The 25,580-nt window shown below is 72.5% G+C and carries 22 protein-coding genes; 19 read left to right on the top strand and 3 right to left on the bottom strand.

Going from position 1 to position 25,580, the window contains the following annotated elements; genetic code table 11:
• Positions 1–26 precede the first annotated feature (26 nt).
• The 5 genes from AB0F98_RS30325 to AB0F98_RS30305 all read left to right on the top strand — a co-directional run bounded on the left by AB0F98_RS30325 (position 27) and on the right by AB0F98_RS30305 (position 6,136).
• Positions 27–713: a DUF305 domain-containing protein gene (locus tag AB0F98_RS30325; protein WP_357742519.1), complete on the top strand. Its 687-nt coding sequence runs from the start codon at positions 27–29 to the stop codon at positions 711–713.
• 93 nt (positions 714–806) lie between these two features.
• On the top strand, positions 807–2,036 hold the full coding sequence (locus AB0F98_RS30320; RefSeq protein ID WP_357742516.1) for a histidine kinase: 1,230 nt from the start codon (positions 807–809) through the stop codon (positions 2,034–2,036).
• Positions 2,033–2,698 carry a response regulator transcription factor gene (locus tag AB0F98_RS30315; RefSeq protein ID WP_357742514.1) on the top strand — a complete coding sequence of 222 codons (666 nt, stop codon included), beginning with the start codon at positions 2,033–2,035 and terminating at the stop codon, positions 2,696–2,698. The genes AB0F98_RS30320 and AB0F98_RS30315 overlap by 4 nt, the downstream gene beginning before the upstream one ends.
• Positions 2,699–2,922: 224 nt before the next feature.
• A complete protein-coding gene (locus AB0F98_RS30310) occupies positions 2,923–3,654 on the top strand; it encodes an ABC transporter ATP-binding protein (RefSeq protein ID WP_357742599.1) in 732 nt (243 codons plus the stop codon).
• Positions 3,655–3,658: 4 nt separating this feature from the next.
• Complete coding sequence (locus tag AB0F98_RS30305) at positions 3,659–6,136, top strand: ABC transporter permease (protein ID WP_357742511.1); 2,478 nt, start codon at positions 3,659–3,661, stop codon at positions 6,134–6,136.
• A 55-nt stretch (positions 6,137–6,191) separates the two neighbouring features.
• Here AB0F98_RS30305 and AB0F98_RS30300 read toward each other — a convergent pair whose 3' ends face one another.
• Positions 6,192–7,454, bottom strand: coding sequence for a nucleotide sugar dehydrogenase (locus AB0F98_RS30300; RefSeq protein ID WP_357742508.1), 1,263 nt, complete (start codon positions 7,452–7,454; stop codon positions 6,192–6,194).
• Positions 7,455–7,609: 155 nt separating this feature from the next.
• The gene (locus AB0F98_RS30295; protein ID WP_357742505.1) at positions 7,610–8,986 is read right to left on the bottom strand and encodes a serine/threonine-protein kinase; all 1,377 of its coding nucleotides are present in this window, start codon (positions 8,984–8,986) and stop codon (positions 7,610–7,612) included.
• Positions 8,987–9,498: 512 nt separating this feature from the next.
• Here AB0F98_RS30295 and AB0F98_RS30290 point away from each other — a divergent pair.
• From AB0F98_RS30290 to AB0F98_RS30240, 11 genes are all read left to right on the top strand, one after another.
• Positions 9,499–10,137, top strand: a complete 639-nt coding sequence (locus AB0F98_RS30290) for an RNA polymerase sigma factor (RefSeq protein ID WP_357742503.1) — start codon at positions 9,499–9,501, stop codon at positions 10,135–10,137.
• 16 nt (positions 10,138–10,153) lie between these two features.
• The gene (locus AB0F98_RS30285; protein ID WP_357742500.1) at positions 10,154–11,146 is read left to right on the top strand and encodes a hypothetical protein; all 993 of its coding nucleotides are present in this window, start codon (positions 10,154–10,156) and stop codon (positions 11,144–11,146) included.
• Between the two features lie 339 nt (positions 11,147–11,485).
• Complete coding sequence (egtA, locus tag AB0F98_RS30280; RefSeq protein WP_357742497.1) at positions 11,486–12,721, top strand: ergothioneine biosynthesis glutamate--cysteine ligase EgtA; 1,236 nt, start codon at positions 11,486–11,488, stop codon at positions 12,719–12,721.
• On the top strand, positions 12,718–14,055 hold the full coding sequence (gene egtB, locus AB0F98_RS30275) for an ergothioneine biosynthesis protein EgtB (protein WP_357742494.1): 1,338 nt from the start codon (positions 12,718–12,720) through the stop codon (positions 14,053–14,055). The genes egtA and egtB overlap by 4 nt, the downstream gene beginning before the upstream one ends.
• A 13-nt stretch (positions 14,056–14,068) precedes the next feature.
• A complete protein-coding gene (gene egtC, locus AB0F98_RS30270; RefSeq protein WP_357742490.1) occupies positions 14,069–14,809 on the top strand; it encodes an ergothioneine biosynthesis protein EgtC in 741 nt (246 codons plus the stop codon).
• A 58-nt stretch (positions 14,810–14,867) separates the two neighbouring features.
• Positions 14,868–15,839, top strand: a complete 972-nt coding sequence (egtD, locus tag AB0F98_RS30265; protein ID WP_357742487.1) for an L-histidine N(alpha)-methyltransferase — start codon at positions 14,868–14,870, stop codon at positions 15,837–15,839.
• 301 nt (positions 15,840–16,140) lie between these two features.
• The gene (locus AB0F98_RS30260; RefSeq protein WP_076472715.1) at positions 16,141–16,728 is read left to right on the top strand and encodes a TMEM165/GDT1 family protein; all 588 of its coding nucleotides are present in this window, start codon (positions 16,141–16,143) and stop codon (positions 16,726–16,728) included.
• Positions 16,729–16,767: 39 nt separating this feature from the next.
• Positions 16,768–17,130, top strand: a complete 363-nt coding sequence (locus tag AB0F98_RS30255) for a DUF1622 domain-containing protein (protein WP_357742484.1) — start codon at positions 16,768–16,770, stop codon at positions 17,128–17,130.
• Positions 17,127–17,459, top strand: coding sequence for a hypothetical protein (locus AB0F98_RS30250; RefSeq protein WP_076472618.1), 333 nt, complete (start codon positions 17,127–17,129; stop codon positions 17,457–17,459). The genes AB0F98_RS30255 and AB0F98_RS30250 overlap by 4 nt, the downstream gene beginning before the upstream one ends.
• The gene (locus tag AB0F98_RS30245) at positions 17,456–17,653 is read left to right on the top strand and encodes a hypothetical protein (RefSeq protein ID WP_357742481.1); all 198 of its coding nucleotides are present in this window, start codon (positions 17,456–17,458) and stop codon (positions 17,651–17,653) included. The genes AB0F98_RS30250 and AB0F98_RS30245 overlap by 4 nt, the downstream gene beginning before the upstream one ends.
• Before the next feature lie 611 nt (positions 17,654–18,264).
• Positions 18,265–19,725, top strand: a complete 1,461-nt coding sequence (locus tag AB0F98_RS30240) for a polysaccharide biosynthesis tyrosine autokinase (RefSeq protein WP_357742478.1) — start codon at positions 18,265–18,267, stop codon at positions 19,723–19,725.
• Here AB0F98_RS30240 and AB0F98_RS30235 read toward each other — a convergent pair.
• Positions 19,706–20,260 (bottom strand): low molecular weight phosphatase family protein, encoded by a 555-nt coding sequence (locus AB0F98_RS30235; protein WP_357742475.1) that lies wholly within the window; start codon positions 20,258–20,260, stop codon positions 19,706–19,708. The genes AB0F98_RS30240 and AB0F98_RS30235 overlap by 20 nt on opposite strands.
• Positions 20,261–20,425: 165 nt before the next feature.
• On the opposite strand from AB0F98_RS30235, the gene AB0F98_RS30230 reads away from it, so the two are divergent.
• The 3 genes from AB0F98_RS30230 to AB0F98_RS30220 all read left to right on the top strand — a co-directional run bounded on the left by AB0F98_RS30230 (position 20,426) and on the right by AB0F98_RS30220 (position 24,210).
• Complete coding sequence (locus AB0F98_RS30230; protein ID WP_357742473.1) at positions 20,426–21,643, top strand: glycosyltransferase family 4 protein; 1,218 nt, start codon at positions 20,426–20,428, stop codon at positions 21,641–21,643.
• A gap of 121 nt (positions 21,644–21,764) precedes the next feature.
• Entirely contained in the window at positions 21,765–23,552 is a 1,788-nt protein-coding gene (locus AB0F98_RS30225; protein ID WP_357742470.1) for a DUF4012 domain-containing protein, read from the top strand.
• A gap of 13 nt (positions 23,553–23,565) precedes the next feature.
• Positions 23,566–24,210, top strand: coding sequence for a hypothetical protein (locus AB0F98_RS30220; protein ID WP_357742467.1), 645 nt, complete (start codon positions 23,566–23,568; stop codon positions 24,208–24,210).
• Positions 24,211–25,580: the final 1,370 nt, after the last annotated feature.

The raw sequence follows: 25,580 nt of genomic DNA, 5'->3' as shown, positions 1-25,580 counted from the left end.
GTGACCTCGATCTCAGGGAGTGGCTCATGACCGGTCGGCGTGCCCGTGTCCTGGCGGCCGTCACATTGGCGGTCGCCCTGCCGCTGGCGGCCGTGGTCTTCGTCGTCGCCCGCGACGGCTCGGGGTCAGCGCCCGCGCGACCGGCCGCCGCGACGCCGGGCAGTCCCGAGCCGACCGACGTGACGGTCATCGTGCCCGGCCGGCCAGGAGAGCCGGCCGCCACCCGGCGCGCCGGAGAGGTCCGCGGCGCCGGCTCGACGCCGCACAACGAGATGGACGTCTGGTTCGTCCGGATGATGATTCCGCACCACATGCAGGCGCTGGAGATGTCCCGGCTCGCGCCCGACCGGGCCGCCGACCCGGCGGTGCGGGCCGTCGCCGACCGGATCCGGGCCAGCCAGGACCCGGAGATCGGGTTGATGCGCGCCTGGCTGCAGAATCGCGGCCTCTCTGCCGACGTCGCCGGCCACGACCACGGCAGCATGCGCGGCATGCAGACGCCGGAGGCGATGCGGCAGTTGGCCGCCGCCCGAGGCGCCGAGTTCGACAGGCTCTTCGTGAAGATGATGACCGAGCACCACGAGGGCGCCATCGAGATGGCCACCAACCTGCTCACCGTGGGAGCCGACCAGCAGCTGAACGAGTTCGCCAACTCCGTGGCCACCGAGCAGACCGTGGAGGTCGGCCGGATGCGCGAGGTTCTCGCCGGCTGACCGGCCGCGCCGGGGCGCCGGTGGGTGACCTGCGAACGGGCCGCCGGCGGCGACGACGGTGGCGGTTGACGAGCGTCCCGGCGCGTACGCTGGGTGACCGTGATCCGCAGAGTCATCCGCCGCCCGCTGCGCAGCGTCGCCTTCGACGTATTCGTCGTCGGGCTGGTGCTGTTCTTCGGTCTCGTGGCCGTGGCGTCGCAGCCTGGCTGGAAGGCCAGCCTGGTCGGCGTGGGGATGGCGGTCCCGCTGCTGTTCCGCCGCGCGTTCCCGGTGACCGTGGCCGGGGTCGTCGGGGCGCTCGGGCTGGTCCAGTTGATCGGCGAGTGGGGGCCGCTTCCGTACGACATCGCGGTACTCGTCGCGCTCTACAGCGTGGTGAAGTACGCCGATCGGCTCCGCGACGGGGTGCTCGCCGGGATCGGCGCCCTGGCCGGGGCGGTGCCCGCCGCGTTGCAGGTGGAGAACGGCGGGCGGTGGTGGGGAAGCGCGATCGTTCTCGGGCTGATCACCGGGGCGATCTGGCTGGTCGGGCTGAACGTGCGTACCCGCCGGCTCTACGTGCTCAGCCTCGAGGAACGGGCCGCGACGCTCGAACGGGAACGGGAGGCCGAGGCCCGTGCGGCGGTCGCCGGCGAGCGGACCCGGATCGCCCAGGAACTGCACGACGTGGTGGCGCACGGCATGGCTGTCATGATCGTTCAGGCCGACGGCGCACGGTTCATGATCGACCGGGATCCGGAGGCCGCCCGTCAGGCGGTCAAGGTGGTCGCCGACACCGGGCGGCAGGCGTTGGAGGAGATGCGGCGGCTGGTGGGTGTGCTGCGGGAACCGAGCGCCCCGGAGGCGACGATCCGGCCCGAACCGGACGACGCGCCGGTGGGTGGGGACCCGGAGCGGCGACGTCTCGTTCTCGCCGAACTGCCCGCCCTGCTCGACCGGTTCCGCGGCGCGGGCCTGCGGGTCCGGCAGACCGTCACCGGCGAGCCGGCGACGCTGCCGCCCGGGCTGGAGCTCACCGTCTACCGGGTCGCGCAGGAGGCGTTGACCAACGCGCTCAAGCACGCCGGCGTCGGGGCCGAGGTGGAGCTGACCCTCGAGTACGGCCCGGACGACGTGTTCGTCCGGGTGGTCGACGACGGACAGGGCCGGCCGGCGGTCAACCCGACGCCCTCCGGCGGGCACGGCCTGATCGGCATGCGGGAGCGGGTCGGGGTTTACGACGGCAGCCTCGCCGCCGGCGCCCGGCCGGCCGGGGGCTGGCAGCTCGAGGTGCGGCTGCCGCTACCGTCGCGTGCTGGGACGACGGAGGTGATCGCGGCATGACGACCCGGGTGGTGATCGTCGACGACCAGGCGCTGGTGCGCGCCGGGTTCCGGATGGTGCTCGACTCGCAGCCCGACCTGGAGGTGGTCGGTGAGGCCATCGACGGCGCGGACGCGCTTCGGGTGCTCGACCGGGTCGAGGCCGACGTCGTGGTGATGGACATCCGGATGCCGACCATGGACGGCGTCGAGGCGACCCGGCGGCTCTGTGCGGGACGCCCCCCGGGCCCGCCCCGAGTGCTCGTGCTGACCACCTTCGACACCGAGGCGGACGCCTTCGCCGCGCTCCGGGCCGGGGCGAGTGGCTTCCTGCTCAAGAACGTGCCACCGGAGGAACTGATCGCGGCGATCCGGGTGGTCGCCCAGGGCGACTCGGTGGTCGCGCCGTCGATCACCCGGCGACTGCTCGACCGGTTCGCCGACCAGCTCGGCGCCGGCCCCACCGGGGATCCGCGGCTGGCCCAGCTCACCGAGCGGGAACGGGAGATCCTGCTGCTGGTGGCGCAGGGACTGTCCAATGCGGAGATCGCCGCCCAGGCGCACGTCGCGGAGGCGACCGTGAAGACCCACGTCGGGCGGATCCTGGCCAAGCTCCAGCTCCGGGACCGGGTGCAGGCCGTGGTGTTCGCGTACGAGAGCGGGCTGGTCGTACCCGGGGTCTGACTCCGTACGACCTGAGACGTACGGGTGCTCCTGGTCAGGGGCGACCCTGGGCGTACCGAGGTCGAGCGCACAGGTGGAGCCGGTCCGGCCGCCCGGTCCATAGCGTCGGAGAGGTCAGATCGTCCTTCTCCATCGGGAGCAACACGTTGCGCGTCTCACCTCCCGCAACCGCCGCCGGCGACCAGCAGTCCGGCTCGGCCGGTGCCGCCGTCAGCGCCCGCGGCCTGAGCAAGCGGTACGGTGACGGACCGGCCGCGGTCGTCGCCCTCGACGGCGTCGACCTGGACTTCGCCGCCGGCCGGTTCACCGCCATCATGGGCCCGTCGGGTTCGGGAAAGTCCACGCTGCTGCACTGCCTGGCGGGGCTCGACCGGCCCAGCGCCGGCTCGGTACGCATCGGCGACGTCGACCTCGACAGCCTCAACGACCGGCGGCTCACCCTGCTGCGCCGCGACCGTGTCGGGTTCATCTTCCAGAAGTTCAACCTGCTGCCCGCGCTGACCGCCGAGCAGAACATCGTCCTGCCGCTGGCCATCGCCGGACGGCGCCCCGACCCGGCCTGGCTACGCCAGGTGGTGGCCGCGGTGGGGCTCACCGACCGCCTGCGGCACCGGCCCGCCGAGCTCTCCGGCGGCCAGCAGCAGCGGGTCGCGATCGCCCGTGCCCTGATCACCCGGCCGTGGGTGATCTTCGCGGACGAGCCGACCGGCAACCTCGACTCCCGCGCCGGCGCGGACGTGCTCGGCCTGCTCCGGGAGGCCGTCCACACCCTCGGCCAGAGCGTGATCATGGTGACGCACGACCCGGTGGCCGCCGCGCGTGCCGACCGGGTGGTCCTGCTCGCCGACGGCCGGCTGGTCCACGACCTCACGGCACCCGACGCCGACCAGGTGCTCGACGCGCTCGCCCGGCTCGATCCGGCCGGCGCTGTCCGCGCCCGCCCACTGGCGCGGTGATCCGATGCTGCGGCTGACCCTGCGTTCGCTGCGTGCCGAGGCGCTGCGGATGTTGCTCTCCACGCTGGCCGTCGTGCTCGGCGTCGCGTTCATCGCCGGCACGTTGATGCTCAACGACGCCCTGACCGACGGCGTGTACCAGCGGGCCGGCACCTTCGACCGGCACACCGACGCGGGCGTGTACGCGAAGAAGGCGCCCCTGCCGGCCGCGTTGGTCGACCAGATCCGCGCCGCCGACGGAGTGGCCGCCGCCGACGGCGAACTGATCGGCACCGGCGGGGTCGTCGGTACGGACGGCCGTCCCGTGCTCGGCTACGCCGTCCTCGCTGCCATACCCACCGACCCGGCGCTGCGCTCGTACGACGTGGTGGCCGGCCATCTGCCGGACCGCCCGGGCGAGGTGGTGCTGGACGCGAAGACGGTGGCCCGGGAGGGCTTCACCATCGGCGCGCCGGTACGCGTCGGCGGTGCTGGCGGCGCGGCCCGCCCGTACACCCTGGTCGGCACGGTCGACGTGGCCGGGACCAACCGCGACGTCGGCGGGCCGTTCATCGGTTTGGTCGGTCCGGACGCGCTCGCGGCTACCCAGCTGAAGGGGTATGAGCGGATCATGGTGGCCGCTCGTCCCGGAACCGTCGGCGAGACCCTGACCAGCCGGCTCGCCACGGTCGCCGGCCCGGGTGCGACGGTGAAGAGCCGCCAGCAGATCCTCGACGACACGGTCGCGGACGGGATCCGCTCCATCCAGCAGTTCACCATGGCGCTGTTCACCTTCGCCGCGGTCGCCGTCGTGGTGGCCGGCTTCGTCATCGCGAACACCTTCGCGATCGTGCTCGCCCAGCGCACCCGCCGAACGGCGCTGCTGCGGGTGGTCGGTGCCACCCGCCGGCAGGTCTTCCTCGCGGCCGTGCTGGAGTCGGCGGTGGTCGGGCTGGCTGCCTCCGTGGTCGGTGTGCTGCTGGGCGGGGGCCTGGCCGCCGGGCTGGCCGCGGTGCTGTCCCGCACGACCGCGCCGATCGGTGGGGGAGTCACCCTCGTACCGCGAACCGTGCTGGTCAGTGTGCTGCTGGGCGTCCTGCTGACCGTCGGCGCGTCGTTGCTGCCGGCCTGGCACGGCACCCGCGTCGCTCCGGTCGCCGCGCTCACCGACGCCGACATACAGTCCACCCGGCGGGCCGGCTGGTTCCGCCTCACCGCCGGCGCGCTGGCGATGATCGCGGGAATCGCCGCGCTGGCCGGCGCGGTCACCCTCGGCCAGGTGGTGCTGGTGGCGGCCGGTGGCCTCCTCGCCTTCTTCGGCATCGTCCTGTTCGGTCCGGTGCTCGTCCCGGCACTGGCGAGGATCGTCGGCTGGCCCTTGCGCCGGTTGATCGGGGCGACCGCCGAGCTCGCCGTGGCCAACGCGGTACGCAACCCGCGCCGGATCGCGGGGACCAGCACGGCCCTGGTGATCGGCATCGGCCTGGTGTCGGCGTTCGTCGTCGGCGCCCACAGCACCAAGGCGGGCATCGAGCGCACCGTGGACGCCCAGATCGGGGTGGACTACGTGGTCACCGGCGTCGGGGGAGACCTGCCCCGGGGGGTCGCCGCTGGGCTCGCGGCCCGGCCGGAACTCGGCGTCGTACATGAGGAACGGGCCGCCGTCACCGACGCCACCGAGGTGCGCGCCGCGCACCCCGCGCTGGTCGGCCGGACGCTGACCGCGACGGCCGGCGACCTGGGCCGGTTCGGTCCGGGCACCGTGCTGGTGCATCGCGAGCTGGCCGACGCGCGCGGCTGGACCGTGGGTACCGCGGTCACCGTCAGGAGCCGGACCTTGCGGGTCGTGGCCGTGGTGGACGGCGGCACCGGGCCCGCGCCGAGCGCCGGAGTGCCGACGGGTCATCGCCTATACCTGACCGACGCCGACTTCTCCGCGCTCTTCCCCGCCGAGCGGGGCTACCTGGCGGAGATCGATCCGGCTGACGGCGTGGCCGCCGGTAAGGCGCGGGCCGCGATCGAGTCGGTGCTCGCCCGCTATCCGACGGTGAACCTGATGGATCAGGCCGCGTACAAGAAGACGATGACCGGGACCATCGACATGATGCTCGCGATCGTCACCGCGCTGCTCGGGCTGGCCGTGGTGATCGCCCTGGTCGGCGTGGCGAACACGCTGAGCCTCTCGGTCCTGGAACGAACCCGGGAGAACGCCGTGCTCCGCGCGATCGGGCTGACCCGGGGGCGGATGCGGCTCATGCTCGCCGTCGAGTCGGTGCTCATGGCGGTGGTCGGCGCGCTGCTCGGCCTCGGGCTCGGCACCGGCGTGAGTGTCGCCGCGATGGCCCTGCTCACCCGCCTGGGTGGGGACTTCCACGTGGTCCTGCCGGTCGGCCAGCTCGCCCTGATCCTCGGGGTCGCGGTGGTGGCGGCGCTGCTCGCCTCGGTGCTGCCGGCGCGCCGGGCGCTGGCTCGACCGGTGGTGGAGGCGCTCGCCGACCTGTGACAGCGCCGGTGCGGTCCCGTCGGCGTTGACGGGACCGCACCGGCGGTGCTGCCGTCTAGAGCCGCTCGACCACGTCGCCGGAGCAGCGGTTGCGGGTGTCGAAGACGTAGCGGGCGTGCCGGGTGACCAGGTCGTAGTCGAACACGTCGTGGTCGGTCACCACGACCACCGCGTCCGCCTCCCGGACCTCCCGTTCGGTGAGGTTCACGACGGCCACCCCGCCGGGGATGTGGTGCGGCTCGGCGTACGGCTCCACGGCGCGTACGTCCGCGCCCAGCGCCCGCAAGCGCTGGGCCACGTCGACCGCGGGGGAGTCGCGCATGTCGCCGGTGTTCCGCTTGTACGCGAGCCCCAACAGCAGCAGCCGGGAACCGCTGATCGCCTGGCCCCGCCGGTTCAATCCGGCCATCACCCGCTGCGTCACGTGCTCGGGCATCTCGTGGTTGACGTCGTTGGCCAGCTCGATGAAGCGGAACTGCCGGCCCAACCGCCGTTTCACCTGCCAGGACAGGTAACACGGGTCGATCGGGAGGCAGTGCCCGCCCACCCCGGGACCGGGCCGGAACGGCATGAAACCGAAGGGTTTGGTCTCCGCCGCCTCGATCGCCTGCCACACGTCGATGTCCAGTTGATGCGAGAGCATGGTCAGCTCGTTGATCAGAGCGATGTTGACCTGGCGGAAGGTGTTCTCTATCAGCTTGGTCAGCTCCGCCACGCGGGTCGAGTCGACGGGCACCGTACGCTCGACGATCCGCCGGTAGAAGCCGTCGACCCGGGCGAGCGACTCGGCGTCCACACCGGAGACCACCTTCGCGGTGTTCTCCAGCCGCCAGACGGGGTTGCCGGGGTCGATCCGCTCCGGGCTGTAGCCCAGGTGGAAGTCTCCGGGGCTGCTCAGCCCGCTCGCCGACTCGAGCAGCGGCCGCAGCAGCTCCTCGGTGGTGCCGGGATAGGTGGTGGACTCCAGGACGACAGTGCAGCCCGGCCGGAGGTACGGTCCGATGCCGATCCCGGCCTGCTCGACGAAGCTCAGGTCCGGCGTGCCGTCGCGCAACGGGGTGGGCACGGTGATCACGCAGATGTCGAAGCCTTCGGCATCGGTGTACTCGGTGCTCGGCCGGTACCGACCGGTGCTCAACGCCCGGCCGAGCCGGTCGGCGGTGATGTCCTCCACGAACGACTCACCGGAGGCGAGCCGCTTGATCCGGTCGCCGTCGACGTCGAGCCCGACCACGTTCAGGCCGGCTTCCACGGCCCGCATGGCGAGTGGCAGTCCGACGTAACCCTGGCCGATCACGACCAACTTCTCTGCGTTCACCCAAGCTCCTGGGGCAGGTGGGGAAAAGGACCTGCTTGGAGCGTAGGGTGCCGTCTGGTGTCGTACGTCCGATTTGGGGATATCGGGACGGGTGAGGCCTGTCGGGCATCGGGCTGCCCGCCCCCGTCACCTGCGCGTCGGTCCCTTCCGGCCGGTCAGACGGTCCCGTCCTGCCCACCTTCCCCGCCGGTCGGGGCGCTCGTCGTGGTGCTCGGTTCCGTCGTGGGCGGCGACTGCGTCGGGTTCTCGGTGGGCGTCTCGGTCGGGGTCGGCTCGGTGGGGGTGGGGGTGGCGGTGGGGGTCGGCGACTCCGGGCTGGCGGACTGGCTCGGCTGCACGCTCGGACTCGGGCTGGTCGACGCCGACGCGCTCGTGCGGGGAGTCGTCGGCCGCTCCGGTCGCTCCCGCTCGGTAGGTGTGACCTTGTTGCCCACCGGAAGTTCGACGTTCTGGCTCGGCGTGACCGCCGGCGTGGTCGGGGTGAGCTCGACCGCCGGGGCCTCCCCGGCGTACTTTGCCGCGCCGAGCGCTGCGGCCAGTCCGACGACCGCGACCAGCGTGGCCGCGCCGGCACCCACCAGGGCCCGCCGCCCGCGCCGGCCACCCGCGGCGGCGACCACGGCGCCCGGGTCGAGTTCGGTCTGCGTGTCGGGTCCGGCGCCGCGCAGCGGAGCCACCGAGACCATGGCGGTCGGTCCGGCGTCACCGGTCACCGCGGTGCGCGCCGCCTCGGCCATCGCCGCACCGCTGCTGAACCGGTCGGCCGGGTCCTTGGCCAGGGCGCGCGAGACGAGGGCCCGGACGGCCTCGGGGATGTCGTGCGGCAGCTCGGGTGGTTCGTCATCCAGGTGCCGTACGGCCACCTGAAGCGGGTTGTCCCCGGTGAACGGCGGCGTGCCGGTGAGGCAGCAGTAGGTGACCGCGCCGAGCGCGTAGATGTCGGTGGCGCCGCTGACCGGTCGCCCGGCGGCCTGCTCGGGTGCCATGTAGAGCGCCGTGCCGGGCACCGCGTTCGTGCTCGTGATGCTCGTGATGTTGGTCGACCGGGCCACCCCGAAGTCGACCAGGACGACGGACCCGTCCTCCTGCACGAGCAGGTTGCTCGGCTTGACGTCGCGGTGCACGATGCCGCCGCGGTGCGCGGCGTTCAGCGCCTGCGCCGCCTGCGCGACGATCGACATCGTCTCGGAGACGCCGAGTTTCCCGGCGGCCTCGATCCGCTTGGACAGTGGCTCGCCGTCGACGAACTCCATGACCAGGTAGTCGGCCCGGCCGCCGTCGGGTAGGTCGTCCTCGCCACAGTCGAAGACCTGCACGATGCCCGGATGCCGCAGGGCGGCCATGATGCGCGCCTCGGCCCGGAACCGGGCGATGAAGTCGGGGTCGGACACCAGCGCCGGCAGCAGCACCTTGACCGCGACCTGCCGGCCGAGGACCTGGTCCGTGCCCCGCCAGACGTCGCCCATGCCGCCGGTGGCGACACGTTCGTCCAGGCGGTACCGACCGCTGAGTACGACCTCCGATGACAGCACGGGGTTACCGTACCCAGACCCGTTGCTGGGCACGCACGGCCCAGTCCCGCGCTCGGCGCTGGTTCCGCGCCGCCGAACCCGCCCTTCACCGCCGCTTCGTTACGCATCGACGATGGTCCGATTACGCTGCGCGTGCATCCCGCCCCGGGTTCTGCCCCAATCCCCCTGGCGGCGAAGACCGCGCAAGCCCGGCGTATGAGGGCCGGAAAACGTTACGCAGACACGCGGGAAAAGCCGGTTGATAATTGTCACTCTTCTGTGACGTGCCGTCTGCTTGTAGGCGCGGTGGTCCGATCCTAACGTTGGCCCGAACTCGGGCCGCTTGTGACGCCGTCGTGACGTCGCGTCGACGTCCGTCGCCGTGGCGGCCGGGACACCACCCACGGGGCGGCCGCGGGCACGAAGGTCAGCGGGGGGCTGGGATACGTGCGGGAACAAGCCCGTTCCAGGTACCGGAGAGGGCAGCGTTCCGGGGGGCGGCGCCGCCCGGTGGCTCTTGAGCAGGCGACGGCATGACCGTGGAACTGAGCGAGGCGGTCGAGAAGGCCCGCTCCGGCGACGAGGACGCCTTCCGCTTCCTCTACCGGAGCCTCCAGCCGGGACTGTTGCGATACCTGACCGCGCTGGTCGGTGCCGACGCGGAGGACGTCGCGTCGGAGACCTGGCTGCAGATCTCCCGGGATCTGCCCAGCTTCACCGGCGGCGAGTTCCGCGCCTGGGCCGTCACCATCGCCCGTAACCGGGCCATGGACCACCTGCGCCGGCAACGTCGCCGCCCGTCGCTTCCGGTGCCCCTGCAGGCGCTCACCGACCTGGCCGGGGACGCCGATACCGCCGAGCGGGCCGGGGAGAGCCTCGGCACCGAGGCCGCGCTCGCGCTGATCGCCACCCTGCCGCCCCGGGAGGCGGAGGCGGTCCTGCTGCGCGCGGTGATCGGCCTCGACGCGGAGGCCGCCGGTCGGGTGCTCGGTCGTCGGGCCGGCGCGGTGCGTACCGCCGCCCACCGTGGGCTGCGGAGACTCGCCGGGCTGCTGGAGCAACGACGTCGCGAAGCGGGCCAGGGCCCGGCCGTGGCGGACGGCGCGGTGCCGCCTCGTCCGCGCGGCGAGTTGCGCCCGTGTACGCCGGGTGCCGAACCGGCGGATGGTTGACGTGGGGGAGTTCAGAATGAGCGACGGTCGCCGGCCGGATAGGCTCGCCGATCGCGCCGAGGCCGACCGGCTCCTCGACGCGGCGCACGCGGGCACGCCGGCCGAGGCGGGCGGTCCGCCGGATCCGCTTGCGGAGCTGCTCGCCGCCGCGGCGGCTCCGGCACGTCCACCCGAACTGGCGGGGGAGGCGGCCGCGATGGCGGCGTTCCGGGCCGCCCGCGCGGCGCCGGTGGCGTCTCCTGCTCGACGGCGGCGCGGATTCACGGCGGGTGCACTGGCCTGGGTCGTCGGGGTGCTCGTGACCGCGACGGCAGGGGTCGCCGCCGCGGTCACCCTGGATAAGGCGCCGGTCCCGCCCGCCCCGGCCACCCCAACGCCCACCACCGCCGACCCTGCCGACGGCTCGTCCGCGCACGGCACGGCCACCGGCGGGCCCGACCGGTCCGCGACCGCAGGGCCGAGCACGAGCCCCGGCCGGCCGACCGTTGGCGCCGAGCAACGTGTCCGCGTCCTCGAGTTGTGCCAGACGTACGTGGCCACGAAGCCCGCCCAGCGGGAGAGGGCCCTCGCGAGCGCCGACTTCGAGACGCTGGTCGAGGCGGCCGGTGGGGCGGTGCGGGTCGAGGCGTTCTGCCGGGCAGTGACACCGGCGGGAACCGGTTCCCCGTCCAGCGACGCCCCCAATGCTGACAAGGACAAGGACAAGGACAAGGAGAAAGAAAAGGGCCAGGGCCGGGAGGAGGAGAAGAGCAAGGACGACGGCCTCGGCAACAGCAACCGCAACAGCCAGGACGACGGCATCGGCAGCAGCAGCCGCAACAGCAACAGCAACAGCAACAGCAACAGCAACAGCCAGGACGACGGCATCGGCAGCAGCAGCCGCAACAGCAACAGCAACAGCAACAGCCAGGACGACGGCATCGGCAGCAGCAGCCGCAACAGCAACAGCCAGGACGACGGAGACGATCGTGGCAACGGGAGCGGCCGGGGCCCGGCCGGGCGCCACTAGACCGGCAGCGGCAAGGAGAGTGGCAACGCCCAGAGGCCGAAGCGGACGGAACAGCGGCCAGAGCCGGTCGGCGCCCCGGAGTCCGCCGGCGCTCGGCTCGCACGGGTGGACCTGACGCTGCCGGAGACGCCGCTCACCTCTGCCCCGTCACCCACCGACTCCCGTACCGGCCGTGCCCGGGGGTGGCCGCCGCCGCGTTGCCCACCCGGCTGTTTGCGCCGGCCGTCGGGTAGCGGTCTGCTAGACAAAGGTGGACGGGCCCGCGCGTCGGCCCGCAGTGTCGGAGGGTGCCGTTACGGTGACACCCGGTCCGGATGCCGGTGCGGGAGGGGGCCGCGAATGGTGACGTCACCCGAGCTCGATCGCGGTGCGATTCTGCGTGAGGCCGGGGCTGCCGCCCGCCACCTCGCGCGCATCTGCTTCAAGACCGGTCCGCCGACGCGCACCGGCATGGAGCTGGAATGGACCGTGCACGACGCCGCCGACCCCACCCGCCGGGTCGACCGGGCGCGGCTGCGGGCGGCGTTGGGGCGACACAGCTCCGTACTCCTCGACGAGACGGGCCCGGCGCATCCGCTGCGCCAGGGCAGCGTGGTGAGTCTCGAACCGGGCGGGCAACTGGAGCTCTCCACCCCGCCGCACACCTCGATAGGCGCCCTCGTCCGCGCCACCGAGACAGACATCGCCCAGGTGAGCGGCCTGCTCAGAAGAGCCGGGCTGACCCTCGGCGGCAGCGGCATCGATCCGCACCGCAAGCCGCATCCCGTGCTCGATACTCCCCGCTATCGGGCCATGCGCCGTGTCTTCGACCGACACGGCCTAGCCGGCCGGACGATGATGTACTGCACCGCCGGCCTGCAGATCTGCCTGGACGCCGGTGAATCCGACCAGGTGCCGCTGCGCTGGGCCGTGGCGCACGCCGTCGGGCCGCCACTGCTCGCGGTGTTCGCCACATCCGACCGTCACGCCGGACGCCCCACCGGCTGGGCCTCGTCCCGCATGGCGGCCTGGCTGGCGATCGACCCGTCCCGCGCCGGCCCGGTCTGGTCGCCGGCACGGCCGGACGACGACCCGGTGGCCGCGTGGACCCGCTACGTGCTCGCCGCGCCACTGCTCTGCCTGCGCACCGCCGGGTCCGACTGGACGCCCCCGCCCGACGTCACCTTCGCCGACTGGCTCGCGGGCGCGCTCCCGCGACCGCCGACCACCGACGATCTCGACTACCACGTGAGCACGCTCTTCCCGCCCGTACGGCCGCGCGGCTACCTCGAGTTGCGTTACCTGGACGCCCAGCCGGGCCGGGACTGGGCGATTCCGCTCGCGGTGCTGGCCGCTCTCTTCGCCGATCCGGAGACGCTGCACGCCGCGTACCTGGTCAGCGCACCCGTCGGGCACCGGTGGCAGGACGCGGCCCGTGCCGGGCTCGCCGACCGGACGCTCGCCACCGTCGCGGCGCACCTGCTCGACCTGGCCCTGGCGGCGCTGCCCCGACTCGACCTGCCACCCGACCTGAACGAGGAGATCCACCGAGGCGTACGACGGCGACGGGCCGCCGCGGAGAGGGGAGACCGGTGACTGACACGAGCATCGACCGGCTCGCTACCGAGCAGCTGCGCGATCGGATCGCGGCCGAGCTGGAGCGCACGAGGGCACGTACCGCGCTGCTGACCGACGTGGTCGACGACGCCGACCTGATGCGGCAGCACTCGCCGCTGATGTCCCCGCTGGTCTGGGACCTCGCCCACGTCGGCAACCAGGAGGAACTGTGGCTCGTGCGCGACGTGGGTGGCCGTCCGCCGGTCCGGCAGGACATCGACGATCTCTACGACGCGTTCAAACAGCCGCGCAGGGACCGGCCGTCCCTGCCGCTGCTGCCACCGCGCGAGGCCCGGGCCTACGTCAGGACCGTCCGGGACAAGGTGTACGACCTGCTCGACCGGGTGCGGTTCACGGACGGCCGGCTGGTGGCCGACGGCTTCGCGTTCGGAATGATCGTGCAGCACGAGCAGCAGCACGACGAGACGATGCTCGCCACCCACCAGCTGCGCTCCGGGCCGGCCGTGCTGCCCGCCCCGCCGCCGCCCGAGCCACGCGCACCGGTCGGCGGGGAGGTGCTGATCCCCGCCGGTGCGTTCACGATGGGCACCGACACGGACCCGTGGGCGCTGGACAACGAGCGTCCCGCACACCGCGTCGACCTGCCCGCGTACGCCATCGACGCGACCCCGGTGACGAACGGCCAGTACCGGCGGTTCATCGCCGACGGCGGCTATGACGACCCGCGCTGGTGGAGCGCTGCCGGCTGGGCGCACCGGGTGAAGGCCGAACTGTCCGCGCCGCTGCACTGGCGCCGCGACGGCGACGGCTGGCTCTGCCGGCGGTTCGGCCGGTGGGCGCCGGTTCGCGACGACGAACCGGTGGTGCACGTCTGCTGGTACGAGGCGCAGGCGTACGCGTCCTGGGCCGGCAGGCGCCTGCCCACCGAGGCGGAGTGGGAGAAGGCCGCCCGCTGGGACCCGGCCACCGGTCGCTCCCGCCGATATCCGTGGGGCGACGACGATCCGGCCGCCGTGCACGCCAACCTCGGCCAGCGCCACCTGTGGCCGGCTCCGGTGGGCGCGTACCCGGACGGGGCGTCACCGCTTGGCGTGCACCAGCTGATCGGGGATGTCTGGGAGTGGACGTCCAGCACCTTCCAGGGGCACCCGGGGTTCACCGCGTTCCCCTACCGGGAGTACTCGGAGGTGTTCTTCGGCGACGACTACCGGGTGCTGCGGGGCGGGTCGTTCGGCACCGACCGGGCCGCGTGCCGGGGCACGTTCCGCAACTGGGACTTCCCGATCCGCCGGCAGATTTTCAGCGGTTTCCGCTGCGTCCGGGATGCCCGGCCGGAGGAGTCGCGGCCGTGACGGTGGCCGCCTGATGTGTCGACACCTCGTCTATCTGGGGCCGCCGGTCACCCTCGCGCGGTTGCTGTTCGACCCGCCCTTCTCCCTGGTACGGCAGTCGTGGGCACCGCGCGACATGCGCGGCGGGGGCACCATCAACGCCGACGGCTTCGGCATCGGCTGGTACCCGGGCGACGGCGACCCGGTGCGGTACCGGCGTGCCCAGCCGATCTGGAGCGACCCGACGATCGCCCAGCTGGCCGAGGTGACCTCGGCGGGCGCGGTGCTGGCCGCCGTCCGCTCCGCCACCGTCGGTATGGCGGTGCTCGACAACGCGGCCGCACCGTTCGCCGAGGGGCGCTGGTTGTTCAGCCACAACGGGGTGATCCGCGGCTGGCCCGACACGATGGTGCCGCTCGCCGCCGAGCTGCCCGTACGCGACCTGCTCACCCTGGACGCGAGCACCGACTCGGCGCTGCTCTGGGCGCTGGTGCGGCACCGGCTGCGCGCCGGCGCGGACGCGGCCGACGCCGTGGCCGCGACGGTCCAGGCGGTCGCCGCGGCGGCACCCGGGTCCCGACTCAACGTGCTGCTCACCGACGGGCGCGTCGCGGTGGCCAGCGTGCTCGGGCACGCGCTGTCGGTGCGCGCGAGCCCGGAGGCGGTGCTGCTCGCCTCCGAGCCGCACGACGACGAATCCGGCTGGCGTGAGGTGCCCGACGGCCAGCTGGTGACCGCCACCGCCGGGCGGGTGCGGCTGCGCCCGCTCACGTGAGTACGACCCCCGGTTCCGGTGCAAGGTCCATCGATCCATGTGAAGGGAGTGCCGTCGGATGAGCGCCGAGCCACTGGAGATCCATCTCGAAGAGCAGGACCTGGCCCGTGGGCTGCGCGAGGATGTCCGCGTCGGGCTCACCGCGGAGCCGAAGTGGCTGCCGCCGAAGTGGTTCTACGACGCGCGGGGCAGCGAGCTCTTCGAGGAGATCACCCGGCTGCCCGAGTACTACCCGACCCGCGCCGAACGCCTGGTGCTGGCTGCGCGGGCGCCGGCCATCGCGGAGCTGACCGCCGCGAAGACCCTCATCGAGCTGGGGTCCGGCTCGTCCGAGAAGACCCGGCTCCTGCTGGACGCCCTCACCGACCGGGGCGGGCTCGGCACCTTCGTACCGCTGGACGTCTCGGCCAGCGCGCTGCGCGGCTCCACCGCGCGGATCGCCAGCGACTACCCCGGCCTGCGGGTACGCGGCATCGTCGGGGACTTCACCCGGCACCTGGATCGACTGCCCGCGGGCGGGCGGCGGTTGGTGCTGTTCCTGGGTGGCACGATCGGCAACCTGCTCCCCGCCGAGCGGGCGGCGTTCCTCGCCGGGATGCGGGCCGCCCTGGAGTCCGGCGACTGGCTCCTCATCGGCACCGACCTGGTCAAGGACCCGTCGATCATCGTTCCCGCGTACGACGACGCTGCCGGGGTGACCGCCGAGTTCAACCGCAACGTGCTGCGGGTGATCAACCGTGAGTTCGGGGCGGACTTCGACCCTTCGGCCTTCACCCACGTGGTGCGGTGGGACGCGACGCACGAGTGGATCGAGATGCGGTTGCGCGCGGACCGGCCGATGCGGGTTCGGATCCCCGACCTGGATCTCGAGGTGGCGTTCGCCGCGGGCGAGGAGCTGCGTACCGAGGTCTCGGCGAAGTTCCGCCTGGAGGGGCTGGCCGCGGAGCTCTCGGCTGCGGGATTCGCGGGCCGGACGTTCTGGACCGACCCGGACGAGCTCTTCGGTGTCACGCTGGCCCGGGCCGTCTGACCCGTCCGGCGGGGCGACGTGGCCGGTCGGCTGGCCGATGGCCCGGTGAGAGAGCTGACATCCGTCGCCGCGCGCTCGGGCGGGAACCGGTCACCCGTGCCGCAGGTCCGCCGGCCGATCGGTTAAGCTCGGTCCCGCGAAGGGGAGTAGCCCCCAATGTCGTGGTCGACATACTGGTGCGTCGCGCATCCGGCCACGCGGCCCCGCTTCCGGCGGGGCGGGCGAGACCTTCGACTCAGGCTGTTGCAGCCGGGTCGAGGGCGCCCCTGTACCTCCTCCCGGCATGATCGGGAAGGGTGTCATGGAAGGATTCCTCGCCGCGCTGGTGCTCAGCTTCGGCGTCATCTTCGTGGCCGAGTTGGGCGACAAGAGCCAGCTGATGGCGCTGGCCTTCGCCACGCGGTTCAAACCGGTACCGGTGTTGATCGGCATCACGGTCGCCACCACGGTGGTGCACCTCGCGTCGGTCGCCATCGGCGCCGGCCTCGGCTCGGTGCTACCGACGGACTGGATCTCGCTGATCGCCGGCGTCGCGTTCCTCGGCTTCGCCGCCTGGACCCTGCGCGGGGACACCCTCACCGAAGCGGAGCGGCGCAAGGCGGAGAAGGCCACCAGGTCGGCGATCATCACGGTCGGGGTGGCGTTCTTCCTCGCGGAGCTGGGTGACAAGACGATGCTCGCCACCATCACCCTGGCGACCCAGCACGGCTGGGTCGGTACCTGGATCGGCTCGACCGTGGGCATGGTCGCCGCGGACGCGCTGGCGATCCTCGTCGGCCGGCTGCTCGGCCGCCGGTTGCCCGAGAAGGTCATCCAGTACGGCGCGGCCGCGCTCTTCGCGATCTCCGGCCTGTGGCTCATCCTCGAGGCCGTCGTCAAGCTGACCTGACCGTCGACTACCCCTGTCGCCGCCGGGTAACGGCCCGGGATGGAGGTGGAGGGGTTCCTGCGCCAGGCAGACCAGGTGCTGGTCGCCGTGGTGGAGGTGGCCGGCGCTCTGATCATTTTCGTCGGCGCCGTTCTCGCGGCGGTGCGGTTCGTGGTCGAGGGACTACGGCACCGCACCGCCGCCGTGTTCACCCCGATCCGGCTCAGCCTCGGTCGTTTTCTCACGCTCGGGCTGGAGTTCCAGCTCGCGGCGGACATTCTGCGTACGGCGGTGTCGCCGACGTTCGACCAGATCGGGCAGCTCGCCGCGATCGCCACCATTCGTACCGCCCTCAACTACTTCCTCGGCCGGGAGATCCGCACCGAGCAGCGGCAGGTGGGCGACGAGGAGCGGAACCTGTGACGTCGCTGCTGGTCGCCGTGGTCACCGGGCTCGCTCTGCTCTCCGGGGCCGCCGTGCTGGTCGGTAGCGGCCGGCCGTTGCCGGCCGTGCGGGTGCTGCTCGACCTGCTGACCGCCGCTGGGGTGCTGCGGCTCGCCAGCGGCCGCAGCTGGGACGCCCTGGCCGTCGCCGTTTTCATCATCCTGCTGCGCCAGCTGGTCTGGGCCTCGCTGAGCAATGCCAGCCCGTGGCCACGTCGACAATCGTCCGCCCCGCTGCGGGACAGACGATCACCACCTACCGTTGGCGGTAGAGGCGAAGCGGGAGAATCCGGGAGGGTGACCAGATGAGCAGGCACGACGAGCCCAACGAGTACGGCTTCGCCGGCGACCCCACCGCCCCTGAGCCGCCGCCGCGCGGGCGGACTGACGAGCAGGACCGCGTCGAGCAGGTGGCGGTCCCCGGCGACGATCTCACCGAGCCGGCTGCCGAGGCGCTCTACGAGGAGACCGACGACGAGCACGGGGTCGAGGAGCGGCGCTGAATCGTACGCCCGAGGCTGATCGGGACGCGCCGGTCCTCGATCCGGAGTTCATCGACGTCGGGGTGTCCCGGTTGCCTGAACACCCCGACTTCCGGTGAAGGCGAGTTGCTCTCGACGAGCGGCCGGGTCGAGGGGTGATTTGGACAGCCTTCCGGATCCCCGTCGTCGCAGCCCGCCGGCGGCCTGGTGGCCCTGTCCGGATAGTGGTAGAACCCCCCGCTTGAGCGCCGGTCGACCCACGGGTGAACCGTCATTCTGACGATCCGTCGCCGCGGCGCCGAGATCCAACGATCTGGGGCCGGTTCCGGCGTCTCGTCCTTTCCGCACGCTCTTTCGCCGCCGACATGCTGCGCGTGTCGGCGGCGTCCGCGTGCGCAGGATTTTCGCGCCAGGTAAGCGCGCCGGGTGGCCCGTCCACTTTTCCCGCCGGTCCGCCCGATGCCGAACCGGTCTTTCCCGGGTTGGTAATTCGGGCACACGGAGTTGCCAAAAACACGCAACTCCGGACATAAGCCGTATGAGCCGGTTTAATGGTTTCACGAGTTGAAGACGACCTTGGGGGTTTTCGTGAAGTTCTTTGGCGTTACCGGTCCGGTACGGAGGCGCACCTGATGGACCTGCTCCGCCAACTGCGCCACGTGCGTCGGCACTGGTGGGTCGCGCTGGTCACCGTGATGGTGGCCCTGGGTGTCAGTGCGTTCCTCACCGTCCGGGCCCAGCCCCGGTACGAAGCCTCGGTCACCTTCTTCGTCACCACCCCGAACCAGGGGGTCGCGGACGCCTACCAGGGTGGCCTCTTCCTTCAGCAGCGCGTCAAGTCGTACGCCGACCTGCTGACCAGCGACCGGCTCGCACAGAGCGTCGTCGCCGAGAATCCCGTCGGCCTCACCGCCGAGGAGGTGCAGCGGCGGGTCACCACCTCCACCGAGGCGGGCACGGTTCTGCTGCGGGCGTCGGTGACGGACACCGACCAGACCCGCGCGCTGCGGGTGACCGAGACGCTCTCGGCGAAGTTCGTCGAACTCGTGCAGAAGGTCGAGACCCCGCCGGAGGGCAAGGCCCCGCTCAAGATCGAGGTGGTGAGCGGCCCACGGGTCAGCTCCAGCCCGGTGTCGCCCCAGCCGGTGCGCAACATGACGCTCGGCGGGATCATCGGCCTGGTGCTCGGCATCGGCCTGGCCATCCTGCGCGGCGTGGCGGACGTGCGACTGCGCGACGCGGCCGGCCTCCAGCGGGCGACCGGCAGCCCACTGCTCGGCGAGATTCCGTACGAGGGCGGCGCCAAGTCCGCGCCGCTGATCGTCGGTGAGGCGGCGAACTCGTCCCGCGCCGAGGCGATCCGCAAGCTGCGTACGAACCTGCGCTTCGTCGACGTGCACGAGCCGGCCCGGGTCATCGCGGTCACGAGCGCGTTGCAGGGGGAGGGGAAGACCACCCTTTCCTGCAACCTGGCCATCGCGCTGGCCGAGGCGGGCTGGCGTGTGCTGCTCGTCGACGCCGACCTGCGCCGGCCGAAGGTGGACGAGTACCTGGGCATCGACGCCGGCGTCGGGCTCACCGATGTGCTGGTCGGAGACGTTCAGGTCGGCGACGTGGTCCAGCGTTGGGGCGACAAGTCGCTGCTGGTGCTGCCCAGCGGCTCCGCGCCGCCGAACCCGAGCGAACTGCTCGGCTCGAAGGCCATGGCGGACCTGCTGCTCGCCCTGCGGGAATCCGCGGACATCGTCATCATCGACACCGCGCCGCTGCTCGCCGTGACCGACGGCGTCGTCGTGGCGGTTCAGGCCGACGGTGCGCTGGTGGTCAGCCAGCAGGGTCGCACGTCGCGGACCCAGGTGGCCGCCGCGGCCCGGGCGCTGCACGCGGTATCGGTGCGGTTGCTGGGTTGCGTGCTCAACATGGCCAAGATGCCCAAGGCCGAGGCGTACCAGTACGAGGCCTACCGGGTGGTCGCCGCGACGGAGACTTCCGAGGTGCCCGCGGACCGGGTCGCCACTGCCCAGCACGGCGAGGACGGCGGGGCGAACGGTGTCAGCGACCGCACACAGGAACTCACCCGGTTGCCACGATGAGCGCGGCGAGGGGTCGTATCGACCGTTCGATCTCCTCGGCGCAGCGGCGGAAGTCCGCGGCGGTGCCGCCGATCGGGTCCCGAAGGTCGTCAGTGCCGGGGGCGGCGGGTTGCAGCCGCCCCCGGGCCAGGGCGGCAGCCTCGACGGCGGCCCGCAGAGGGTCGCCGGCCGGGTCCTCGGGCGGCTCCGCGGCGGCGGCCAGCCGGCCGAACTGGCGCAGCGTGAACGTCCGGTGCAGCACCGACGGCGCCAGCGCCGTGCAGACCGAGCGCTGGCGCCGGGTAGCCGTGAGCACGAGCGTGGCGCCCGCCAGGTGCTCGGCACGGAGCCGATGGCTGCGGAAGTCCGTCGGGTCGGCGCCGGTCTCCGCGGCGATGTCCGCGGCGTACGGGTGCATCGGCAAGCCCTCCACCGCGTCGGTGCCGGCGCTCTGCACCGTCACCGGCCGCCCGGCCAGTGCCCTGCGGGCCAGGTACTCGGCCATCGGGGACCGGCACAGGTTGGCGTGGCAGACGAACAGCACCCGGTCGGTCATCAGAACCCCTCTCGTCGGTACCGTCGCGGGCGGTACCGCCACGACGGGGGAGCGCCGGCGGTCGCGGCCGGACGCTGAGGGGTTGCCCGAATCGTACGCGCGTCCCTTGGCCACCGGCCGCGCTGCCGCGCCGACGGCGGCGAACCGGACGGCGGTGACGACCCGATGAAGGTCGGGATCCTGTCGTACCACTTCCCGCCGGAGCCGGCCTTCATCCCCGGCAGCCTCGCGGAGGAGTTGGCGGCGCGGGGGCACGAGGTCCGCGTCCTGACCGGCTTCCCGGACTACCCGGGTGGGCAGGTGTACCCGGGCTGGCGGCAGCGGTGGCGGCACGAGACCCACAACGAACGGCTGTCGGTACGCCGCGTCCCTCGGTACGTCGCCGACGGCGAGGCCTCCACCCGCGCCCGGCTGGCGAGCTACCTCTCCTTCGCCGGCAGCGCCGCCATGGTGGCCCGACGCTTCCTCGCCGGCATCGACGTGCTCTACGTGTTCCAACTCCCCGCCACCAGCTTCGCGGCCGCCAGCGTGCCGCGGCTGATCGGGCGGGTGCCCACCGTGCTGCACGTGCAGGACGTCCTGCCCGAGGACGCCCCACCCGGCGACGGAAGGTGGACGGCCCGGATCCTCTCGGCGATGGCCCGGGCCTTCCGCACCGCGGACCGGATCGCCGTCGCCGCGCCGTCGATGCGGGATCTCGTGGTGGCGGCGGGCGCCGACCCGGAGCGGGTATCGGTGCTGCTCAACTGGACCGACGAGCGGATCTTCCACCCGGCACGGCCGAGCGCGGAGGCCAGGCAACTGGTGCGCCGCGACGGGCGGTGCGTCGTGATGCACGCCGGGACCATCGGCGCCCGGCAGGGCCTGGAGACGGCCGTACGAGCGGCGGCGGCGTTGGACAGCACCACCGACCTGGTTCTGGTCGGCTCCGGCGCAGACGAGCGGCGGGTGCGGGGGCTCGCCGCCGAGTTGCGCGCCGAGAACGTCCGGTTCGTCGAGCGGCGTTCACCGCTGGACATGTCGGATCTCTACGCCGCCGCGGACTACCAGCTGGTGATGCTGCGCGATCTGCCCGAGCTGCGGGGCAGCGTGCCCGGCAAGCTGCAGGCCGCGCTCTCCTGCGCGGCGCCCGTGCTCGTCTCCGCGGGCGGCGACACCGTGGACCTGGTGGAGCGGGCGCGAGCCGGGCTCTCCTGCCCGCCCGAGGACTGGGCCAGCCTCGCCGACCGCTTCTGGCTGGCCGCGACCATTCCGCCGTCCGCGCGCTCCGACATGGGCCGGCGGGGGCGAGAGGCGTACCTGCGGGAGATGTCGTTGCCGGCCGGCGTGGACCGGATGGAGCGGCTGCTGCGTGAGGTGGCCCGAACCCGCCTGCCGGCCTGAATCACCCGAAGGAACCTCGCATAGCGGAGGACATCTGCCATAACGTCACGTTCCACGCGTGGCGGATGTTAAGAAGAGCGAAGTAACTGCCCTTCTGTCCGGTTCCAGCGAGGAGTGTGGTGTGACGGAGAGCGAACGGCCGCGGCGACGTCGCAGTCGGTCCCGACGGCGCAGGCGGGCTCGCCTGCGCCGGGCACTGCTCGCCGGGCTGGTGGTCGGCTCGCTGCTGCTGCTGGCCGGCGGCTGGGTCGGCTTCCGGGGCTGGCAGGCGCGCGCCCACCTGCTCAACGCGGCCGGGCTGGCCCGGGAGCTCAGCGCTCAGGTCGTGGCTGGTGACACCGACCGGGCCCGGCGCACGCTGGCCGCTCTCCAGGAACAGTCCGGAGCTGCCCGGTCCGCCACCGACGACCCGGGATGGGCACTCGGCCGGCGTACGCCGCTCGCCGGGGACAATCTCGGCGCGGTGCGGCAGATCTCGGTGACCGTCGACGATCTGGCCCGGCGTGCCTTCCCGACCCTGCTCCGCGTCGACCTGTCCAACCTGGTACCGGACGAGGGACGGCTCGACGTCGGTCGACTGCGTACCGTCTCCGCCGAGCTCGCGGAGGTCAACCGGACCATCCAGCAGTCCCGCCGGGATCTGGCCGCGGTTTCGAATGACGGCCTGGTCAGTCAGGTCCGCCAGGCACTCACCGACCTGCGTGGGGAGATCGATCGCCTGGCCGCGATGACCGCGGCGGCCGACCAGGGCGCCCGCCTGCTGCCGACGCTGCTCGGAGCCGACGGTCAGCGACGCTACCTGCTGGTCTCGCAGAACCCCGCCGAGCTGCGCGCGACCGGCGGCATGTTCGGCGCGTACGCCCTGATCGAGGCGAAGAACGGTCGGGTCCAGATGGGACGGCAGGGCAGCAGCGCTTCGCTGGGCCTCTTCAACCCGCCGCTGCCCGTGCCGAAGGAGATCCGCGCGCTCTGGGCCGACCTGCCGGGCATGTATCCGGCCGACGTGAACCTCACACCACACTTCCCGACCGCCGCCGCGCTGTACCGCGACATGTTCGAGCGCAAGGCCGGCACGAAGGTGGACGGTGTACTCGCCGTGGACCCGGTGGTGCTGTCTTATCTGCTCAAGGCGACCGGGCCGGTGATGGTGCCGGGTGGTCTGCCGCTCGCGTCCGACACGGTGGTACGGACGCTGCTCAACGAGACGTACCAGCGCCTCGAACCCGAGGAGCAGGACGCCTTCTTCTCCGCTGCTGCGGCGGCGGTCTTCGACGCCTTCTTTACGAAGAATGTCGACCCAAGGGTGTTGTTGTCCGCATTTGACCGTGCTGTCCGGGAACGCCGGATATTGTTCTGGAGTGCCCGACCGGAGGAGCAACGACAGTTCGGCGACAGCCGGCTGGCCGGGACCCTTCCGGAACAGGACACCGTGCCGACCGTCGGCGTGTTCCTCAACGACGGCAGCGGCGCGAAGCTCGGCTACTACCTGCGGCCGGCGGCAACCCTGACGGTCGGCGAATGCCGGCCCGACGGGCGCCGCGCGCTTCGGCTACGGGTGACCCTCCAGTCGACGGCACCGAAGACCGGACTCAGCGAGTCGGTTCTCGGCCTCGGCATGGCGGGTGACCCGTACACCGCTCGCACGCTGGTCTCGGTCTTCACGCCGACGAGTGGGGCGGTGCTCGACGCCCGGCTCGACGGAACCGAGACGCCGGTCGGAGTCGGCACCGAACGCGGCCGCCAGGTCGCGACGGCGAGCGTGGACGTCCGGCCCGGCGCCAGCCGGACCTTGGAGCTCACCGTCCTGACCGGAAAGAAAACCGGCGCAGGCGAGGCCGAGCTGTGGTTAACGCCCACGGCCACCCCATGGACCACCCAAGTAGATACCGCACCAAGCTGTGACCAGTAGGAGGGAACCAACCATGCGGCTATCCCGCATCATCATGGCGCTCACGGTCGGTCTGGCCGTGGTGGCCGTGCCGACGGCAGCGGGGGCGGCACAGCCGCAGCCGCCGGCGCCAGGCGTCACCACCGACCCACCGCAGCCACCGCCGTACACGCCCCAGCCCGCGCTCACCGTCAACGATCCGGAGATCTTCCTCGGTCAGACGGTGGTGCTCACCGGCCGCGGTTTCGGCGGTGCGCGCCAGGGCGAATCGCGCGAGTGGGTGGACTTCACCGTCACCTCGACTCCGATCGCGGCACCCGCCGCGAACCAGGCGCCGGCCCGGCGCAGCGACGGCAGCACAGTCGCCATGGCGCCGGTGGCCTTCGCGCCGAACACGCCGGCTGACGTCTACACCAACAGCAGGGGCGAGTTCACCCGGAAGTTCAAGCCCTCGGTGACGGGTCTGCTGACCATCACCGCCACCGGCCGGGAGACCGGCCGCACCGCCTCCACGCAGCTGCGGGTGGTGGACCACCGCCAGCCGCCGCCGCTCCCTGTCACGGGCGACAGCCTGGGCACCCCGATGAAGGTCGGTGGTGGCCTGGTCGGCGCGGGCGCCGCGCTGCTGCTCCTGACCTTCGCGTGGCGCCGCCGTCAGCGCTTCATGGGGTCGCACTGAAGTGACGGTCCGGGCAACGCCCGGGCATGACTGAGGCTGGCGCCCGTCGGATCCTCTCCGGCGGGCGCCAGCGCGTGCATGGCCAACGGCGGCATCCCGGGGCGGCCGGGCCGTGCGGGTGGCCCTGAGCCCGGTTGGCCGCCTCAGGTCGAGGCCTGGTCGCACCCCTGGCGGTTGATCGAGTCAAGCCGAGTCGGTCGGGTCGGGCCTCCGGCGGTTGATCGAGTCGGAGTGGGCCGGGTGGGTGGCCTCTGGGTGGTTGATCGAGTCGGGTTGGGACCGTGGGTGGTCGCTGGGTGGGTTGACTGTCTCGGGTTGGGGCCGTGGGTGGTCGCTGGGTGGTTGATCGACTCGGGTTCCTTGATGTCGGGGTGTCCGGGACGCGTGGATGCCCCGACTTCATGGAAGTCGAGTTGACCATGGGTCGGGTGGGGGCGGGTGTCGTGTCCGGCTCGTGGGGCTGGCGGCCACTGGCTGCGGTTGGGTGTCGGGGCGGTTGGGTGGTCGGGCGTTTGCGTGGTGGTTAGTTCTGGGATCGGCGCCGGTCTCCGGGCTGGCTGGTTGGTTGGCCCGGGTGGTTCCGGAGGGTCGTGTCGGGCCTTCGGAGGGTTGATCGTCCCGGGTCGGAGCGGTGTCGGTAGCCGCGGGCGGTTGATCGACTCGGGTTCTTTGATGTCGGGGTGTCCGGGACGCGTGGATGCCCCGACTTCATGGATGTCGAGTTGACCATGGGCGGGGCGTGGGGGTGGCTGGGCGTGGTGTCCGGTTTGCGCCGGAGGGAGTTGGGCTGCGGGTGGGGTGGTTGGGTGGTTTGGTGGGGTTCTGTGGTGTGACCGGTGGCATCCCGGGGTCGGAATCGTGGCCGGGCCGGGGGCGTTGAACACCCCTGACGGTCGGGGTAGCAGCCCCCGCCACGACCTGTGGCCAGCCCGCAAGGGCCTCCGGAAACCGGGGAACGATGACGGCCTGCCCGTCGTTGAACCCGGTCCCGGCCACGGCCTGTCGCCAGTGCGCAGGGGCCCCCGGCAACCGGGGAACGATGACGGCCCGCCGGTCGTTGAACCCGGTCCCGGCCACGGCCTGTCGCCAGTGCGCAGGTGCCCCCGGCAACCGGGGAACGATGCCGGCCTGCCCGTCGTTGAACCCGGTCCCGGCCACGGCCTGTCGCCAGTGCGCAGGTGCCCCCGGCAACCGGGGAACGATGCCGGCCCGGAAGGGCCCCGGGAAACCCGGGAATGATGACGGCCGGCCGGTCGTTGAACACCGTCCCGGCGCGTGAAGCCCCCCGGCTTCGCCCGACCGCCTGGACTTCCCCCGGCCCCCCGTGAAACCGAATCCCCCTGTGGTTGGCGGGTTTGCCGGTCTCAGAC

This window comes from Micromonospora sp. NPDC023737 (assembly GCF_040639715.1).
Lineage (GTDB): Bacteria > Actinomycetota > Actinomycetes > Mycobacteriales > Micromonosporaceae > Micromonospora.
This window is presented reverse-complemented; position numbering and strand designations above follow the sequence as displayed.